General features: G+C 44.8%; 15 protein-coding genes. 11 read left to right on the plus strand and 4 right to left on the minus strand.

Going from position 1 to position 17,971, the window contains the following annotated elements; genetic code table 11:
• The first annotated feature begins 8 nt into the window (after positions 1-8).
• Positions 9-1,217 carry an FtsX-like permease family protein gene (locus ABMY45_RS03705; protein WP_349288410.1) on the plus strand — a complete coding sequence of 403 codons (1,209 nt, stop codon included), beginning with the start codon at positions 9-11 and terminating at the stop codon, positions 1,215-1,217.
• Between the two features lie 78 nt (positions 1,218-1,295).
• The gene (gene arfB, locus ABMY45_RS03710; protein ID WP_102058239.1) at positions 1,296-1,709 is read left to right on the plus strand and encodes an alternative ribosome rescue aminoacyl-tRNA hydrolase ArfB; all 414 of its coding nucleotides are present in this window, start codon (positions 1,296-1,298) and stop codon (positions 1,707-1,709) included.
• Positions 1,710-1,728: 19 nt separating this feature from the next.
• Here the strand turns inward: arfB and ABMY45_RS03715 are convergent, their stop codons facing one another.
• A complete protein-coding gene (locus tag ABMY45_RS03715; RefSeq protein WP_010603927.1) occupies positions 1,729-2,088 on the minus strand; it encodes a hypothetical protein in 360 nt (119 codons plus the stop codon).
• A gap of 711 nt (positions 2,089-2,799) precedes the next feature.
• On the opposite strand from ABMY45_RS03715, the gene ABMY45_RS03720 reads away from it, so the two are divergent.
• From ABMY45_RS03720 to ABMY45_RS03760, 9 genes are all read left to right on the plus strand, one after another.
• Positions 2,800-6,018, plus strand: a complete 3,219-nt coding sequence (locus ABMY45_RS03720; protein WP_349288411.1) for a TonB-dependent receptor — start codon at positions 2,800-2,802, stop codon at positions 6,016-6,018.
• Between the two features lie 106 nt (positions 6,019-6,124).
• The gene (locus tag ABMY45_RS03725; RefSeq protein ID WP_349288412.1) at positions 6,125-7,351 is read left to right on the plus strand and encodes an amino acid deaminase; all 1,227 of its coding nucleotides are present in this window, start codon (positions 6,125-6,127) and stop codon (positions 7,349-7,351) included.
• Between the two features lie 13 nt (positions 7,352-7,364).
• Positions 7,365-8,237, plus strand: coding sequence for a MurR/RpiR family transcriptional regulator (locus ABMY45_RS03730; RefSeq protein ID WP_211865336.1), 873 nt, complete (start codon positions 7,365-7,367; stop codon positions 8,235-8,237).
• Positions 8,237-9,703: a D-aminoacylase gene (locus tag ABMY45_RS03735; RefSeq protein ID WP_349288413.1), complete on the plus strand. Its 1,467-nt coding sequence runs from the start codon at positions 8,237-8,239 to the stop codon at positions 9,701-9,703. The genes ABMY45_RS03730 and ABMY45_RS03735 overlap by 1 nt, the downstream gene beginning before the upstream one ends.
• A gap of 29 nt (positions 9,704-9,732) precedes the next feature.
• Complete coding sequence (locus tag ABMY45_RS03740) at positions 9,733-10,119, plus strand: RidA family protein (RefSeq protein ID WP_010603922.1); 387 nt, start codon at positions 9,733-9,735, stop codon at positions 10,117-10,119.
• A gap of 37 nt (positions 10,120-10,156) precedes the next feature.
• Entirely contained in the window at positions 10,157-11,587 is a 1,431-nt protein-coding gene (locus ABMY45_RS03745; RefSeq protein WP_349288414.1) for a sodium:solute symporter family protein, read from the plus strand.
• On the plus strand, positions 11,584-12,537 hold the full coding sequence (locus tag ABMY45_RS03750; RefSeq protein WP_349288415.1) for a sugar kinase: 954 nt from the start codon (positions 11,584-11,586) through the stop codon (positions 12,535-12,537). Before ABMY45_RS03745 ends, ABMY45_RS03750 begins: the two co-directional genes overlap by 4 nt.
• A 7-nt stretch (positions 12,538-12,544) precedes the next feature.
• Positions 12,545-14,911, plus strand: coding sequence for a family 20 glycosylhydrolase (locus tag ABMY45_RS03755; RefSeq protein WP_349288416.1), 2,367 nt, complete (start codon positions 12,545-12,547; stop codon positions 14,909-14,911).
• Positions 14,912-14,918: 7 nt separating this feature from the next.
• Positions 14,919-15,818, plus strand: coding sequence for an SMP-30/gluconolactonase/LRE family protein (locus ABMY45_RS03760; protein ID WP_174169671.1), 900 nt, complete (start codon positions 14,919-14,921; stop codon positions 15,816-15,818).
• A 294-nt stretch (positions 15,819-16,112) separates the two neighbouring features.
• On the opposite strand, the gene ABMY45_RS03765 is transcribed toward ABMY45_RS03760, so the two are convergent.
• The 3 genes from ABMY45_RS03765 to ABMY45_RS03775 all read right to left on the minus strand — a co-directional run bounded on the left by ABMY45_RS03765 (position 16,113) and on the right by ABMY45_RS03775 (position 17,962).
• Positions 16,113-16,538 (minus strand): hypothetical protein, encoded by a 426-nt coding sequence (locus ABMY45_RS03765; RefSeq protein ID WP_174169670.1) that lies wholly within the window; start codon positions 16,536-16,538, stop codon positions 16,113-16,115.
• A gap of 251 nt (positions 16,539-16,789) precedes the next feature.
• A complete protein-coding gene (locus ABMY45_RS03770; protein WP_349288417.1) occupies positions 16,790-17,173 on the minus strand; it encodes a hypothetical protein in 384 nt (127 codons plus the stop codon).
• A gap of 156 nt (positions 17,174-17,329) precedes the next feature.
• On the minus strand, positions 17,330-17,962 hold the full coding sequence (locus ABMY45_RS03775; protein WP_174169668.1) for a hypothetical protein: 633 nt from the start codon (positions 17,960-17,962) through the stop codon (positions 17,330-17,332).
• Positions 17,963-17,971: the final 9 nt, after the last annotated feature.

The following is a 17,971-nucleotide window of genomic DNA, read 5'->3' on the forward strand; positions in this document are numbered from 1 at the left end:
GTCTTCCAATGAGAGATTTATTGCCAATTTTAAAAACTTTAAGCAAAAATAAAGCATCGCCATTGTTGCTCGTCCTGCAGATTGCGCTGACATTTACCATTCTAGTAAACACCATATATATGATGGTAATTAAAGAGCAAGAACTGACAAAGCCTACTGGGCTTACGGAGCAGCAGTTGTTTAGTTTTAGCACTAATCTTGAAGGTACTGATGAAGAAAAAAATGCGGCGCTTGATACTGATCTTGCAGACATTCGTGCGTTAGCCAGTGTTGAGAGTGCAAGTACGATTACTAGTATGCCGCTTACTAATTGGGGTCGCTCACTAGATGTTGGTTTCACCCCTGAGGAAGATGAAAGGATAACTCACGCAGGCTACTATGGTTCGGATGACACCATCGTTGATACACTCGGATTGCGTGTCGTAGCAGGAAGAAATTTTAAATATAATGACGTGATACACAAATACTTTGATGGTCACTCTGAGTCCGCAAGTGTTTTAGTCTCGCAAGCTTTAGCGCATAAAATTCGCCCGAACGATTGGCGTAGCGTGGTTGGAGAAACTATTTATGTTGAATCGGTACCGCAAAAGGTTGTGGGTATCGTTGAAACTATGAAGTCTCCTTGGCGGTTCTGGTATGCGTACGATATGACTGTGATTGGATCTATTAGAGAGCATTATGAAGAAACAATTATTGTTGTTAGAGCGAAACCAAACCAGCGAGAAACAGCAATGGCTGAAGTTCAAGCATTATTACTTAAAAAGCCTGGTCGCCAGGTTGATGCGTTTAAGTCCTTTGAACAAATAAAGACAGAGAACTTGCAGGCCGATTATGCAGTGAGCCAAACATTAAAGGCGGTAATTGCTGCGTTGGCATGCGTTACTATGTTAGGAATATTTGGTCAGGCAAGATACACCGTTCATAAACGTCGCAAGCAAATCGGTACTCGACGCGCGCTCGGGGCGACTCAGGCCGATATTCTACGCTACTTTATGATTGAAAATGCGGTGGTGTCTTTATTTGGTATTACTCTGGGTATAATCATCGCAATCACTGCGAATATTTACTTGGTTAATTACTTTGGGCTCACCAGTGTACCCGGTGATTATTTGATTGTTGGTGCGATTATTATGCTCGTTGCTGGTCAGTTAGCTGTTACTTACCCCGCAATGGTTGCTGCAAAAGTACCACCTGCTATTGCAACTCGTACAGCATAATCAGTTTCAGTGCTCGTTGCTGCTATTTCAAGCCTTCAGTTACTTTGCTAAAATGGTAAACGGAGGCTTGAAAAGACTATGCTTAAAATCTCAAATAACGTCACGCTTGCAGAGTGGGAAATCGATATTTCCGCTATTCGCGCACAAGGTGCGGGTGGACAAAACGTCAATAAAGTCTCCAGTGCCATTCATCTTAGGTTTGACATCAACCGCTCAACATTGCCTGATTTTTACAAATCGCGGCTACTTGCACTTAAAGACTCAAGAATTACCAAAGAAGGTGTCATTGTGCTTAAAGCACAGAGCTTTCGCACCCAAGAGCAAAACAAAGAAGATGCCTTGGAGCGGCTAAAAACACTGATCCTCGCGGCCACCAAAGTTGAAAAAACACGCAGAGCCACCAAGCCAACAAAAAGCTCGCAAAAGAAACGCCTGAATCAAAAGACCAAACGGGGCCAAACCAAATCATTGAGGGGGTCAGTCAATTGGTAAGGGTTTAATTGAACTTAGCCTAGTTGTTGAGGATGGTTTTGTTTTTCTTGTATCTAATAAAAGCAAGGTTTGCCATCAAAATTAAAAACCCAATACTTAAATAACCCAAAAACAATATGAAAGTAAATGAGGTGATTTTTAAATCAACACTGGATGCTATTAGTAGAAGTATATTGGAAAGAATACTCGACACAAAGATGGTTACAGCTACTGTATTAGCATGTTTTAATCGCTCAGAAGAGGCTGACAGTGATATTAGCGCTACTATAAACCAATGATAATTTGAAAAGGCTTCCTCTTTCACAACAATGGTGTAAATCATTGTTACGATGAAACCAAGCATCGGTAACAAAGCTACAGAATTTAAAAATTTACTCATAATGTCCTCTTGAGTGTATATCGCTAAGCAGATTGCTCTTCCCCAAAAGTAACACCGTTTGGCGTTTTTACTGGGATCCTAAATCTAAGAATAATACTACAATTATTGGTGCTAATTTGGCAAAACATGTTTTGCCGACAGATCATCTCAATAAATAACCTGAGCTTCGGATAATTAATGCCTTCCTAGTAGCCAGTTTTAGCGCTAACTGCGTAAATTCGCCTTGCCTACAGGAAGTAGGTACCTTAGTGAGAGCAGGACGCAGAAGCGGTGTTATCTCTAAAACTCTCTGGCTAGACAAAGAGGTAAATTAAGTTGTGCGTTGACAGCAATGAGTTAACTCATTCCTTTTCCAAACCTCAGGTGAAATAGATTCATAGTTATTTGTCTCGAAGGGGGTGCTGATTTACTTTGAAGTCGCTCTGAGTGGTCCCCAAGCTCGTTACTTTCCTCCGAAGAAAAATCTATTTTATTGCTTTTTATTTCAATGCAATAGCATATTTCGTCAATGTTTTCATAAAAAGTGTTTGCTTTTTAGTCTGTAATGTTAAAAAGTAACAGTGTAATCTTTAGTTTTTGTTAGTAAGTAACATGTGATGTGTTAGGGGCGTTTAGAGCACGTCACTGTGTGGTAGGTTTTTGGGCTGTGGTGCTAGAGATGGCATTGCTGGCTTTTTCACTGGTTTTTAAAAAGAAGAAAGGAACAAAAAAATGTCAAAACTAGTCACCGGTATTGGTAAACATAACCCTAAACGAAGCAAACTGAGCCTTGTGGTTTCATCTGTACTTCTTGGGTTTTCTCCACTTTGGGTTGCCGCCGAAACTGTGGGTCAAAATGACAGCGATGTCAAATCTGCGACTGAGAACGAAGCAGTTGAAGTCATTGAAGTTCGTGGGATCCGAGGCAGTATCAATAGTGCCCAAAACATCAAGCGCTTCGCTGATACGGTCAAAGACGTGATCACGGCGTCGGATATCGGGGCATTACCAGACAAATCGGTGACTGAAGCGCTGCAGCGTGTGCCGGGTGTTACGATTGAGCGATTTGCATCGTCCGATGACCCTAAACATTATGCTGATGAAGGTACAGGCGTGTTGGTTCGTGGCCTAGACAGGGTTCGCTCTGAGGTGAATGGCAGAGACGCTTTTAGTGCAAATCCGTCAGGCGGTCTGAGCTATGAAGACTTTCCTGCTGAATTGCTAGGTGCGGTAGAAGTGGTTAAAAACCAAACTGCGGATCTTATTTCAGGCGGTATATCTGGCACGGTGAACCTTATCACCCGCAAACCATTCGACTCTGATGAGCGGCTTATCTCGTTCAATGCAAAGGCCAACTATGGCGACTTTAGAGAAGAAGTGACGCCTTCGTTTTCAGCGTTGTTTTCCGACAGTTGGGAAACCAGTGCAGGTAAGTTCGGATTCTTAATTGCGGCTTCCTCATCAGAATATCAGACTCGAGGAGATGGTGTTGGCCTTGGCAATTTCCACTCTCGAGGCGATTCCTTTATTCCTACCTTGGATCAATGGGGTGGCATAACCGGTGTTGATCCATCATCGCCTGTGGATGGCCCCGCTTTACCAGGGCAACCAGCTGGCAGTGTATGGCATGTGCCTGTCGCTATCCATATGAGCACGGCAACTAATGACCGTGAACGTACCGGCTTAACCTCTTCACTGCAGTGGGCAAATGCTGATGAGACCATAGTTGCGACATTAGAGCACATTCGATCAGAAGCGTCTCTTGAGTGGAACGAGCGCCAAATAGGACAAGCAGCTCAAGGCTTTAAAGGTTTTATGGGGTCTTCACAAAATTGGAGTGAAAGTACGGAAAGTGGCCATCCTCTCACTACAGATGATGGTTTTGTGACTTCCGGTATTGCACTTGGCGTGAGCCCCGAAACGCCATTCTTTTATCGTAGCCGCTGGAATTACAACGAAAATACCGTGAAGGACACTTCATTTAAGCTAACGTTAAAACCAATAGATAGGTTGACTGTCGATTTTGATTACCAGCGGATCGACTCCGACAAAGAGGTGCAAAACTACAGTATGTCGGGTCAAACACGGGGAAACCATGTCCACGTTGTCTCGCCTTATTTCCTAGATATGCGTGGCTCAAGGCCGACAGTAGAGTTTCTCAGTGACAATATTCTTACGGCAGGTTGGTCACCCAATGAAGATTGGAATGGACCTGTGCCTAACCTATTTTTGGGCAGTGGTATGGAGCAGGTTGAGCGCAATACGGCAGAGTCAGACAGCGTTAAACTGGATTTTAAGTATGAGCTTGACGGTCATTTCACGAGTGTCAGTTCCGGTTTTTATATGTCAGATAAAGACTTAACGGTACGAGATACCGCTTACGAGGGCTGGTCTGCAATTGGCACCCCTTGGATCCAAGATGACCGAAATGCCGCGGCGGCGGTAAATCGTCCAGAATTATTTGAGCGCGTTGATTTTTCAGATTATTACAATGGTCAGGTGTTACAGGGGCCGGTCAATAACTTCTTGTTCCCAAGTATGGATCTGGTGAAAAACTACGCCGACTCTTTGCGTCAAGGTTGTCGTGATGGTTGGCACAATGCCACCAACAGTGCGGCAAACAACGGCACATGTTCTGGCACTTATGTACCTTATGCAGACAAACCCAATCGCGTTGAAGGCCCATTCGCCGCACATAATATAAGTTCGACTAACGAGAAGCGTACTGAATTTTACATTCGCGGTGATTTTGATTTCGAGTTTCAAGACATTCCTGTGGTGGGTAACGTTGGCCTGCGCTATGTAAACTATCAACTAGAGTCTACGGGCGCTTTGGTGCAACCCGCCCTCATCAAACGTGGTGAAGAGGGGACATCACTTAATAATGTGATGCAGCAGGCAGAATATAAGCGATATTACGACATTGCAGGGGGAGAGTCCGAACTCAGTACCGTTGATGGCACAGATTATAGCACTTTGCTTCCGAGCTTAAATTTGAGTTTTGGTGTATCAGAAGACGTAGTGGTGCGATTTGGTGCATCAAAAGCGTTGTATTACCCAAGTTTAGTTGATGCCAGAAATATCAGTATTCTTAACTTGGATTACACTCGCGTGCTACAAACTCCCGGCGCTGATTACGACGAGGCAACTAACCCCGTTGTTGGGCTAGACGATATCAGTCTAACGGCGCTTTCTGGGAATCCATATTTAGAGCCTGAAGAAGCAATTAATACTGATTTAACTACCGAATGGTATTTCGCGTCCGCAGGTTATGTGACGGTAGGACTATTTCACAAAAAGCTAGATAATATAATCCGTAGCCGCGCCTTTGATCTTGATGTTTCTTATGGCGGCGAAGATTATGATGTCTCTGCTTATGGCCCTGCTAACACTGGCTCTGGCACCATTCGTGGGATGGAGTTTTCCTACTCACAATTCTACGACATGTTACCGGGTGCATGGAGCGGTTTAGGTTTGCAACTTAACTTTACCTATATCGATCAAGATGGACTTGAAGATCCAAATGAAGTCTCTAAAGGCACGCTTGGTTTCGATGAAAATGGAAACCCGCTAACCGATAATCGGAATACCTTCCGAGTGTTTGGAGGTTTGCCGCTACAAGGTTACTCTGACCAAAACTTTAATATCATTGGTATGTATGAGTACGAGGATATTTCTTTTCGCCTTGCATACACTTGGCGCTCTGAGTATTTGCTCACACTTAGGGAATCTGAAGAGTACGTCCCTGCCTATGCAGAGGCGTCAGGTATGATGGATGCAAGCTTGTATTACACCATCAACGACCATTGGAAAGTGGGTTTTGAAGCCAGCAATTTATTGGATACGGAAACCAAAACCAAGTATCAGATGGACCAAGCTGGGACAAAAACGCAGGCACTTAACTTTACCACGGATAGACGTTTTGCATTGAGCGTCCGTGCGACTTTCTAACGTCAGCAAAGGCCAAGTGCAGCTTGGCCTGATACCAATCGCAGTAAGTCAATGCGCTATTTTGACGTGGAGAATTAATGTTTAAACTCAAGGATTTGAATAAACGATGACAATATTAGCGAAAGGCACTGGCGACCCACTGCAACTAGAAGAGAGCGGCTGGGATATTCTCGCAGAGCAGGTCAGTTTGCCAGTTGCAGTGATAAAGCAAGACGCCATCAACCACAACGCGAATTGGATGGCGAATTTTGCAAAGGAAAGCCAAGTATTATTGGCACCCCACGGCAAGACGACGATGTCTCCAGCGCTATTTACACTACAGCTTGAACATGGCGCATGGGCCATCACGGTAGCGACCGTACCACAAGTTTCCGTAGCCATAGTTGCGGGCGCAAAACGAGTGATCTTAGCGAATCAACTTGTTGGCGAATATCATATGAAGCAAGTTGCTAGCATGCTTACTGATACTGACGTTGAGCTCTATTGTTTTGTTGACTCTATTGCAAATGCCCATGCCTTAGGCACATTTTTTACTCAGCATTCGCTGTGTATTTCCATTTTACTCGAGGTGGGAGTTGAAGGTGGTCGCGCTGGTTGGCGCAATCTTGCAACGTTAGTGCAGCTAGTCAATGTATGCCAGCAGTATGCTAGCTTAGAGGTAGCTGGCATTGGATTTTATGAAGGCGTGATCCACGGCCATAACGCCGAGCAAAGGATCGCCACATTCGTTGACTCAGTAATAAAAACGGCGGCAGATTTACGACAAAAAAACGTGTTTTCAAAGACGTTACCTATTATCACGGGGGCGGGGTCTGCTTGGTACGATGTTGTGACAAAGACTCTAAACAAAAGTGAACAGGCTCAGCAATTTCGTTTTGTGATCCGTCCCGGCTGCTACCTTATTCACGATACCGGGATCTATCAGGATGCGCAGCAAGCGGTGTTATCACGGAGCAGCCTCGCTTGCGATTTGGGGGAAAGTTTGGTGTCGAGCTTAAGTATATGGGCTTACGTGCTTTCGACTCCAGAGCCGGGCGTCGCGATAGTTGGTATGGGTAAAAGGGATGTCGCATTTGATGCTGGCATGCCCACACCAGAGCTGATTTACTCTCCGCCGTCAAAGCAGCTGTGCTCATTAGGCGGCGCGGTAAAGGTCGAAACAATCATGGATCAACATGCTATGGTAAGTATTGCATCTGGGTGCGAGGTACAGATTGGCGATATGATCTGCTTTTCGACTTCTCATCCTTGTTTGACCTTTGATAAGTGGCGACAAATTGGTGTTGTCGAGCGAGATTGGGTGATCACCCAAACCATTTCTACCTATTTTTAATTGAGGCGAAGCTGTGGACATTATTAGCAAAATTAAGGAAGGTTTGGGGCACTTTAGCCCTGCGGAAGAAAAAGTCGCTCGGCTTATTTTGGCTGAGCTTAACTTTGCCGCAAGCGCATCCATTAGTGAGTTAGCTGAAAAAGCACAGGTCAGTCATGCCAGCATCACACGGTTAGCGCGTAGCTTAGGCTGTACCAATGTACGTGACCTTAAGTTTCAGCTGACACAATCAGCCGCAATTGGTGAGCGTTTTACAAATCCTGAGCCAATTGAAAAAGAAAAGATTTCTCATGTTTATACCTCTATTCAGGAGATCCTTACGCTCAATGCGGGACTCATCGATGAAGCGGTTGTGGAGCAGGCGAGTGAAGTGATTTGCGCCACACGTCATTGCTTAATTTTTGGGGTTGGTGGTGGTAGCAGCCTGATGGCACAAGAATGTCAAAATCGCTTATTTCGCTTGGACGTACTTAGTAATGCTCACTCCGATCCTATGATGATGCGCATGGTTGCCGCAACGGTGAACAAAGGGGATGTGGTGATTTGCCTCTCGCTTAGTGGTGTTTCTCCTGATGTGAAAGCGGCGGCGCTTATCGCCAAAGAGTATGGTGCTGAGGTTATTGCTATTTGCCCAGTGAGCGACTTGGCGGACATTGCCGATCACCACTTAGCCATCAAAACTCAAGAAAGTGATTACATCTTTAAGCCCAGCGCTGCACGCTATGCCATGATGGCAGCGGTGGATATCTTGTCGAGCGAAGTTGCCATGCGTAATCAAAAGCGCTCAAGAGAAAAGCTCCGACGGCTTAAAACCCAGTTAGATCAGCATCGCGATAAAAACAGCAATATGCCACCTGCCGATAAACGCTTTCCTTTGGGGGATTAATGCTGAGCTCATCTCTTTATGTTGATACCCTCATTCAAGGCGCGACGGTGTATTTTGAACCAGGCTCTGAAGCACAAGTGGTGGATGTCGCGATTAGCAAAGACAAAATTGTTGCGCTTGGCAACTGTAGCCATTTGCAAGCACAGCAATGCATTGATGCCACGGGCTTAGTGCTCGCGCCGGGTTTTATTGACGTACATACCCATGATGACCTTGAAGTGCTGCGAGGCCCACATATGCTGAGCAAAGTGAGCCAAGGTGTCACCACCGTCATTGCCGGTAATTGTGGCATTAGCGCAGTGCCTTATTGTGCAGATCAAGCGCCGCTTGACCCCATTAACTTACTCGGGGAGCAGCCAGAATTCGCCTATCGTGAACTACAGGATTATCAACACGCCTTTAATAAGGCTGCACCGAGTGTCAATTTAGCCATGTTAGTTGGTCATACAACGCTCAGAGCGCAGGTCATGACAGATTTATCTCAAGCCGCCAATGCGCAAGAACTTGAACAGATGAAGACCTTGCTGCATCAAGCGATGGCGCAGGGGGCGATAGGATTTAGTACAGGCCTTGCTTATTACAATGCTAAGGGGGCAAGTCAAGCCGAAGTGAATGCGTTGGCCGAGGTTGTTACACCATTTGATGGTATCTATACCACGCATTTACGCACGGAATTTCAAGGAGTCATCCGAGCCATGGACGAAGCCTTTGCAACGGCAGAGCATGCCAAACTGCCGCTGGTTATCTCACATATAAAATGCGCAGGTAGAGAGAATTGGGGCAGGGCACCAGAGGTATTAGCGCATTTTGAACAGCATAGGCAAACACACCTAGTGAGCTGCGATTGCTATCCTTACGCCGCGAGTTCAAGCACCTTAGATCTTAATCAAGTGACGGAGGAGACGGACATTTTTATTACTTGGTCGGAGTCTCATCCAGAACTTGCACAGCAAAGCTTGGCAAACATTGCCACGCAATGGCAAGTGTCTCAGCGTGATGCTGCAAAGCGCTTGCAGCCAGCGGGCGCTGTGTATCACTGCATGCTGGAAGATGATGTGCAGCGGTTTGTAAGTTATGAACACAGCATGGTGGGGTCTGATGGTTTGCCGTGCGATCCGCATCCGCATCCGAGACTGTGGGGGACATTTCCGCGGGTGCTTGGACATTACTGTAGAGAACAACAATCGCTGCCGTTGGCATTGGCTATCCACAAAATGACAGCGCTGCCAGCGGCGCGCTTTAAGCTGCGGCAACGTGGCAATATTCAAATTGGTTATTTCGCCGATCTGGTGTTATTCGACCCCAACCGGGTGTTAGACCAAGCAAGTTACAGTAATCCAAAACAACTTGCCTCAGGCATTGTGAAGGTTTGGGTGAATGGCAAGCTCAGCTATGTTGAGGGCGCGAATGCAGACACCATTGTCGATTTCGGCCGAGCAGGACGATTTTTAACGCGTCAAAACTAATAAAAATCAAAAATCATCAAGAGGTTAACATGACAATAAGAAGAATAGGTGCTGAGGGCGGCACGGGCACTGGTGGACAACACTTACCCTTTGCGCGAGCAGTTGAAGCTGGCGGTTGGTTAAAGGTCTCTGGGCAAACGCCAATGCGAGATGGTGAAGTGGTTGAGGGTGGCATTGTTGAGCAGTCGCGTCTGGCCATAGAAAACTGCATCGCGATTATGACCGAAGCAGGTTATGGCCTTGAGCATGTTACGCATGTCTCTGTGGTATTAACTGACGCAAGATATTTTCAGTCCTTTAATAAGGTTTTTGCAGAGTATTTTTCAGCGCATCCTCCTGCGCGAATTTGCATGGTGGCCGACTTAGTCGTGGATTGTAAAGTTGAGGTTGATGTCACCTGTTACAAAGGCGAATAGACGTTATACGAACAACAATGTTCACAGGAGGAGAAGCATGACGGATAGTCAGCAAGTGTATTTGCTTATTTTTCTGTTGTATTTGTCTGCCATGATAATGGTGAGTTGGCTAGCATCTCGGTGGCAACGGTCAAATTGCGACTATTTATTAGCTGGGCGAAAAGTACCGCTGATGCTGACGCTAGGCACCACCGTTGCCACTATGGTCGGCACCGGCTCGTCGATGGGAGCGGTCGGCTTTGCCTATCAACACGGTTGGGCGGGCACGCTTTATGGCATTGGTGGCGCGCTAGGTATTTTATTGCTAGCTTGGTTGTTTGCGCCGGTTAGGGCTGAGCGCTTCGCGACAATGAGTGAAGAGTTAGCAAGCTATGTAGGTAATCACCAAGTCGTTAAAAAGCTCTTAGCAATATTGATTTACGCGTCAAGTGTTGGCTGGCTGGGTGCACATTTGATTGGCGGGGGCATGTATTTAGCTTGGCTCACAGGGCTAGATGAGCCCAGTGCAAAGCTGATTATTGGATTGGGACTTGCGGTATATGTGACCTTAGGCGGATATTCGGTGGTAGTCTGGACGGATGCTATTCAGGCCGTTATTTTGTTTTCGGGCTTTTTGTTGATGACCTACTTTGTAGTCGAGGTGGTCGGTGGTTGGCAAACGCTAACCAGTGCTTCGGTTGCAGCGGGAGCTGGGCTCTTTTCATATCAAAATATTGGTTTGTTGCCTGCTATTTCAATGGCGCTGGCGGTGCTGGTGGGCGTATTGGCAACCCCATCGTTTAGGCAGCGGATCTATTCCGCCAAAAGCATAAGCAGTATTCGTATGTCGTTTATTATCTCGGGATTACTTTATTTAGGGTTTTCATGTATTCCTGCGGTGATTGGTATTGGTGCTTATGCAGTTAACTCGAGTTTAGACAACCCTTCATTTGCTTTTCCCTATTTGGCGCTAACGGCGATGCCGGTGTTGATTGGCGGCTTTATTTTATTGGCGGGTATTTCCGCAACGCTTTCTAGTGCCAGCTCCGACGCCATTGCTGGAGTCAGTGTGTTGGTTGCTGATATTTATCTGACTTGGTGTAAGGGAAATATTGCGCCACACAATCCGCTTTTGGTCTCTCGTATAGCCATGTTGACTACCGTATCGCTGGCATTATTTATGGCGGTGTTGTCGAGCGACATAATTAGCTATATCACCAAAATGATTTCCGTTGTATTAGCGGGGCTTTGTGTGATGGGGTTATTGGGGCGCTTTTGGCAAGGTTATACTTGGCAAGGCAGTTTAGTCACCTTGATGGCCGGTTCAGTGGCTGCTCTGATCGTTGGTATGAACGACGATTGGCTGGCTTATTTTGGTAACCCGATTATTCCTGCGCTGATCAGTGCTTTGGTGTTTGGTGTATTGACGAGTGTGGTGACAAAACCCAGTGTTACCGCATCGTCCGAAAAAACGGAAGTGACATCATGAAAGGCGCAATAAAACAGTTGCTGTGCTTTGGTGAATGCATGGTGGAGCATAGAGCTGACGGTACTAGCTCGTTTGGCGGTGATACCTTTAACACGGCTTGGTACATGGCTCAGTTACTCAAACAAAGCAACGATAACCACATCGCAGTCAGTTTTGCCAGCGCCATTGGTACGGATAAGGCCAGTACAAACTTGCTTGATATGTTGTCAAACACCAACATCAGACAAGACTATATTGTGCTTGAACCACATAGCGCGCTTGGCGAGTACTGGATTACGCTCGATGAGAAAGGAGAGCGACGCTTTACCTTTGCCCGTGAACACAGCCCCGTAAGGCAGTATTTTAAGCGTGATGAGACGTTAACTCAGGCACTTCACAACAAGCTTGTTGATGTAATTTACCTCTCTGGAATAAGCCTTGCCATCCTAGATGAGTCGCAGAGAAAGCACTTATTTGAGGCGTTAGCCGCGTTTAAAAACCGAGGTGGGCTCATCTTTTTTGATAACAACTATCGCCAAACCCTTTGGCGTAGTGATAACCCAAAATTGAGTTATCAGGCTGTAATGGCGCTAGCGGACATCGCATTTTTAACCGACGAGGACGAATATGCAGTGTATGGCTCCGCAAATGTGGACGAAATAATCGCAGAGCATAAAAAGCAAAGCTCACAACTCTTAGTTATTCGCCAAGGCGCTCAGCCATGCGTGCTCGCGCCATCTAATAATTCTTCACCTATTTATATCGCGGCGCAAAACATAGCGCCGCAGCTTATCTTAGATACCTGTGGTGCGGGCGATGCGTTTGTGGCGGGGTTTTTAGCGCATTGGCTGAAAGGTAGCGATTTGCAAACGGCTGCTTGCTTTGCACACCAAGTTGCCGCCGAGGTTATTCAGCATCACGGTGCGCTGATATCCGCCGACTTTCTGCCAAAGCTTGTTACTCAGGAATAGTGTCATTATGAGAATGTACTTTAGTGTTTTTTTATTCACCGTGTTGTTGCCGATTTTAACTGCAAAAGCAACGCCTCTGTCGCTTATGCCCATGCCGCAACAAGTGAGTATGACCGAAGGCTCGCTGGTATTTGAAAACGAAATCAAGGTTGCGATACACGGCTTTAGTGCGCAGAGGCAGGCATTTCTGCTCGCCAGAATGCAGCAATACATTGAGCGCATTACTGGAAAACCTATCCCTTTACGGGTAGTAAAGCGTGGCAAAGCGGACTTAACCATTCGCGTAGAAAATATCGAAACCGAGTTACAGTTTCCTCAGCTGAATATGCCAGAAGACTACCAGCTTCATATTGAAAAGGGTGGAATAGTGCTTAGCGCAACCTCCGTTTTCGGCGTGCAGCACGGTCTTGCTAGCCTATTACAATTGGCTCAGAGTAATACATCGAGTCAATTCATACTCCCCTATACAACGATCAGCGATAGTCCCCGCTTCCCTTGGCGTGGGCTACTTATTGATAGTGTTCGCCACTTTATGCCAATTGCGACAATAAAGCGCCAACTCGATGGTATGGCCGCGGCAAAGCTAAACGTTTTGCACTGGCACTTAACTGATGACCAAGGCTGGCGAATGGAAAGTAAGGTGTTTCCTAAGCTGACTCAACTGGCCTCAGACGGATTGTATTATCGTCAATCAGAAGTGAAAGAAGTGATTGAGTATGCAAGCCTTTTAGGGATCCGCGTGGTGCCTGAATTTGGTATGCCGGGGCATGCAAGCGCGATTGCCGTCGCTTACCCAGAGCTGATGACTAAATCGCAACCTTATGAGATGGAGCGCCATTGGGGAGTATTTAAGCCACTGCTAAATATCGCAAGGCCTGATGTGTACGCCTTTATCGACGATTTACTGGCTGAGATGACGAGTCTATTTCCAGACGGCTACCTGCATATTGGGGGTGACGAGGTAGAGCCTGAGCATTGGTTGGAAAGCCCTGAAATACAGGGGCTAATGGCAAAACATGCGTTGAAAGACGGTCATGACCTGCAAAATTACTTTAATACTCGTGTACAAAAGATTATCGCTAAGCACCAACGTGTGATGATGGGGTGGGATGAAATTTTTCATCCGGCGTTGCCTAAAGATACTGTCGTGCAGTCTTGGCGTGGTCATGATTCGCTAAATGCAATTGCAGAAGCAGGTTATCAAGGCATTTTATCAACCGGGTTTTATATTGATCAGCCGCAGTATTCATCATTTCATTACCGTAACGACCCACATCCGGTTTTACCGACAGTGGATCTCACTCAGCCGCGAGTATTAAGCTTAGCCTTTACGGTCCCACGCCTAAAAGGCAGCGCAGTCAAAGGCGAGCTTGTGGTGTTGGGTGGACAAGTGCTTATAAAGCTTAATAACAATCGCCATCAGTTAGTACAAACAGATAGGCCAATTACTAGCAAGACTCAGCAATTTACCGCAGCCATGGATAGTTGGATGGGACCGTTACAGTTTGAGTTTAATACAGCGCAGCAACAAGGCGCGGCAATGATTGGTAATAGCCGTTATCCGCTCACACTTGAGGCGCTTGAAAAACCACAGCCTGTCGAGGTTTCAACACCGTTAAGCCAAGTAAACGACGGGCGTATTTTAGGTGGTGAGGCGACCATTTGGAGCGAAATGGTCACCGAACATAATCTTGATATCAGAATATGGCCGCGACTTTTTGTGATTGCCGAGCGTTTATGGTCTGCTAAAACGCTTACGGATAGCAAGCAGATGTACGCGCGATTGGATCATATAAGCGATTTTGCACATAACGTCATTGGCTTAGGTCATAAAACGCAGCAACAAGCGGGTTTTAGTAGGCTTATCAGCACAACCTTGGATGAGCCAAAGCGCAAGGCTACGCTTGAATTACTCACTCATCTTGCAGAGCTTGTAGAGCCAAGTCACTATTACACGCGTCACCATATTAAGTTCTTAAACGACGAGTATCACCAGTTTGCAGCGCTTGATAAATTTGTCGACTATGTTGCGGTTGAAAGCCGGCAGGTGAGGCTACTTGAGGAGCGAGTCGCAAGCTATATCGCTGGTGATAACACTGCGTTAGCGCACATTGGCGCGATATTGCAACGTTGGCAAGCGGGGCTTGAGGCGTTAACACTGTTACAGCAAAGTCCCAAACTTACAGAAGCACACTCAACGGCGTTAAAGGTGACGCAGTTTATTGAATTGAGTCAGCAAGTGCTTAAGGTTTGTAAAGGGGCTTTACAGGCTCCGCACCTAGATAGCCATCTGCTAGCGCTGCAAAATTTAACGGATGAAGTGGTCATAACTGGAATATATCCAGTTCGAGCGCTTTACCTTCATTGTAAATAGGAAAGTCATGAGAAAAGTCATATTCAGTTTATTTTTGCTACAGAGCAGTGGTTATGTAGCTGCCAACACGGTTGTAGATACACAAGATTGGATAACGGATGGGGTTTTCACGCAAGGTATTGAGGGACCTGCGGTGGATGCTGCTGGCGTGTTATATGCGGTTAACCATCAACAGCAAGGCACTATTGGTAAAGTGACTGCGCAAGGCAGAGCGGAAACCCTGCTGACGTTAAAAAATGGCTCTATTGGTAACGGTATTCGCTTTGATAAGCAAGGAAATATGTATATAGCCGATTACGTCAATCATAACGTGCTCAAAGTCACCAAAGCAGCTCTTGCACAAGGTGGTGATTTGTCACAATCCGTGTCGGTATTTGCTCACGATAATCGCATGGATCAACCTAATGACCTTGCGATCATGGACAACGGAATTCTTTTCGCCAGCGATCCTAATTGGCAAGCCAGTAGCGGTAAACTTTGGCGTATAAATACAAACGGAGCAGTAACCCTATTAGAAACGGATATGGGCACCACCAATGGCATTGAAATTAGCCCTGACAATAAAACACTTTATGTGAATGAAAGCGTGCAGCGTAAAGTATGGCGCTATGAGTTAGACGAACAAGGCAATATTAGTAACAAACAATTATTTATCTCGTTTACCGATTTTGGCTTAGATGGTATGCGCACGGACAACCAAGGCAATCTTTATATCGCCCGTTATGGCGCTGGTGTGGTCGCTGTAGTTTCACCTCAGGGCAAGCTAATTAAAGAAATTAAACTGAAAGGCAAGTACCCGACCAATGTGGCTTTTGGCGGCGAGGAAGGTAAACGCTTATTTATTACCATGCAAAAACGCGGCGCTATCGAGATGGCTGAGGTAGAGTTTGCAGGGAGAAAGAAATAGTTGGGTTACAGGTGCATATATTTTTCTCCTTGTTACAACAATATTGCAAAGAAGCGCCCATCAATATCTTTACATGTACGCAAAAAGCTTTGCTTTATATAGGAAGTTTATAATGAATAGATAAGTGTTTTTGTATATTCCGCTGTTCTATATATTTCATAAAAATTTCCTGTTTAGGCAAGTGTTTAAAATTCATAGTGAGCGTTGCAGTATTTTACTCACTATGAATTATAGGTTTTAAAGTCAGGGTGTACTGCGTTATAATCGAACGCCAATGCCATCAATCTAATTAAACTAAGCTGGTTGAACCAAAATACTATAATTCTTCCTCATGGCATCCACAATAAGCTCAATTAACATCACAAATAGTTTTTGTTCGACCCACTCTGGAAGATATGGTATGTCGAATTTGCCATTCATACGTGATCCAAGCACTGATGCCAATTCCTTTGCATCTTCATCAGAGATACCATCCGAAGTATCTTTAACCAAACCATAAAGTTCATTAGGTAGGTTTTGATATAATAAGCGGTCAACCAGCTTTACAATTTTTACGAAGATAGTTTGCTCGGTCCCTTCTTTAATAAAGGGTATATTAATCTTTTCGTTTAATTTTGTAGCCAACACTTCAATTTCTTCATCGGATAGCATTTCTATTTTATTATCCATTTCTGCTTTAACTATTTCGCGTTGTTCAGTGGTTAATGTAATGGTTGTCATGGCTCTCTCCTTTCGTGCTCCATTAGTTATAGAAGGCAGGTATTGGAGCAACGTATCTGCCTTTAGGAAGCTAATCTACTAGTGATAGCAGTACGATGTTGTAAATTAATTGATGAAGCATGGTCTACTAGGCTTTCCTTTGACCTTATTACTTTATTCTGTAGCAACACGAAAGTATTTTTGTACACTCTAGGCCGGAGAATGTTAATTCTGCTCATTTAAATCTCCCAATTCCTGTTTTGTTACTATATCTAAAACATCCTTTGGTGTTTCTGAGATAAAAAATCGAAATATAAACCTGGATCATCAACAATAGTAAAGTATATGATTTTTGTGGTAACTTCAGGGTCAACTGAAGTAGAGGTTAAATCTCTTAAAGCATCAAAAGTAATTTTATTGTATGGTTTCGTTGTGTAAACATTTTTTACTTCCCTTAGGTTTTCTGATTCTAAATTTCCAAATCGACTTAACGTAAAGACTTCGTTATCAGAAAGGTTTACGTCAACGGGTCTAATTCCGTTGTTTTTTATTGATATTATGACTTCAATACCGTACTTATTCATTTGAGCTACGCTTAATTGATAAATATCAATTACAAACTCTAATGCTACTTGTTTTGATTCAACTCGGTGCACTTCTTTCAATGCCTAAAGAACTGCAATCATAGTTACCTAGTTGTGCCATACTTCAGAGTTAATTTTTCTTCGTTCTATCTTGTCCAAAACTTATCCTCCAATAATGAAAGTAGTCTCAAATCGTAACTTTTAACTATTTTCAAGCTGAGATGAAAATCAGTCGATATCATCACTGTCACAAGAGTGAGGCATCTTTCTGTTTTTTAAACTGGTACATAGAGCTTGACACATGGGCTTACTTAATTGATAGGTATCGAGGTTGTGCATACTTACTAGGATAGACTCGGCTAAGTCCCCAGAAATATAACTGAAGTCACATTTATTGCTGGAACGGGTTTGGTCTCTAGGGTGTATCAATCCAAAGGAATGATTTCTTTCGTGAATAAGCGTATTTGCAATTGCGATTGTTTTTCGGTCTAATCGCCACTTATTGAGGGTTGTGGTGTTTGTGTTAGGCGTCGTTTTTGCCGTTGTTGAAGACCACGGGTTCCATTTCCACCAGAATCTAATCTCCTCTTCGCTGTATGGGCCGTCATTTTCAAATTTATATAATAGCCATTCAGTGGGAGTGCTATGAATTGAAATTTCTTCCATATTAGTGGGAGTCCGTTTATCCCACTCTATGGCACTTTTGCTTTCAAGCTCTCTTAGTATCTCTTTGAAAAGGGGGTTGCTTAAAGCAGATTTTTGCATTGCAACCGCATCAGAGACTTTTGAAGGAAAGTTTTTCGTTCCTGTCGTTGTGCACCCTGTTATTATTATCACAAGTGTCATTAAAGCTCGTTTCATCTCTAACCC

The sequence above is a fragment of the Pseudoalteromonas sp. XMcav11-Q genome, assembly GCF_040104525.1.
Lineage (GTDB): Bacteria > Pseudomonadota > Gammaproteobacteria > Enterobacterales > Alteromonadaceae > Pseudoalteromonas.

Bases quoted from the DNA above. Each gene is read 5' to 3' on its own strand.
- ABMY45_RS03705 (WP_349288410.1), top strand. From the start codon at position 9: ATGAGAGATTTATTGCCAATTTTAAAAACTTTAAGCAAAAATAAAGCA.
- arfB (WP_102058239.1), top strand. From the start codon at position 1,296: ATGCTTAAAATCTCAAATAACGTCACGCTTGCAGAGTGGGAAATCGAT.
- ABMY45_RS03715 (WP_010603927.1), bottom strand. From the start codon at position 2,088: ATGAGTAAATTTTTAAATTCTGTAGCTTTGTTACCGATGCTTGGTTTC.
- ABMY45_RS03720 (WP_349288411.1), top strand. From the start codon at position 2,800: ATGTCAAAACTAGTCACCGGTATTGGTAAACATAACCCTAAACGAAGC.
- ABMY45_RS03725 (WP_349288412.1), top strand. From the start codon at position 6,125: ATGACAATATTAGCGAAAGGCACTGGCGACCCACTGCAACTAGAAGAG.
- ABMY45_RS03735 (WP_349288413.1), top strand. From the start codon at position 8,237: ATGCTGAGCTCATCTCTTTATGTTGATACCCTCATTCAAGGCGCGACG.
- ABMY45_RS03740 (WP_010603922.1), top strand. From the start codon at position 9,733: ATGACAATAAGAAGAATAGGTGCTGAGGGCGGCACGGGCACTGGTGGA.
- ABMY45_RS03745 (WP_349288414.1), top strand. From the start codon at position 10,157: ATGACGGATAGTCAGCAAGTGTATTTGCTTATTTTTCTGTTGTATTTG.
- ABMY45_RS03750 (WP_349288415.1), top strand. From the start codon at position 11,584: ATGAAAGGCGCAATAAAACAGTTGCTGTGCTTTGGTGAATGCATGGTG.
- ABMY45_RS03755 (WP_349288416.1), top strand. From the start codon at position 12,545: ATGAGAATGTACTTTAGTGTTTTTTTATTCACCGTGTTGTTGCCGATT.
- ABMY45_RS03760 (WP_174169671.1), top strand. From the start codon at position 14,919: ATGAGAAAAGTCATATTCAGTTTATTTTTGCTACAGAGCAGTGGTTAT.
- ABMY45_RS03765 (WP_174169670.1), bottom strand. From the start codon at position 16,538: ATGACAACCATTACATTAACCACTGAACAACGCGAAATAGTTAAAGCA.
- ABMY45_RS03775 (WP_174169668.1), bottom strand. From the start codon at position 17,962: ATGAAACGAGCTTTAATGACACTTGTGATAATAATAACAGGGTGCACA.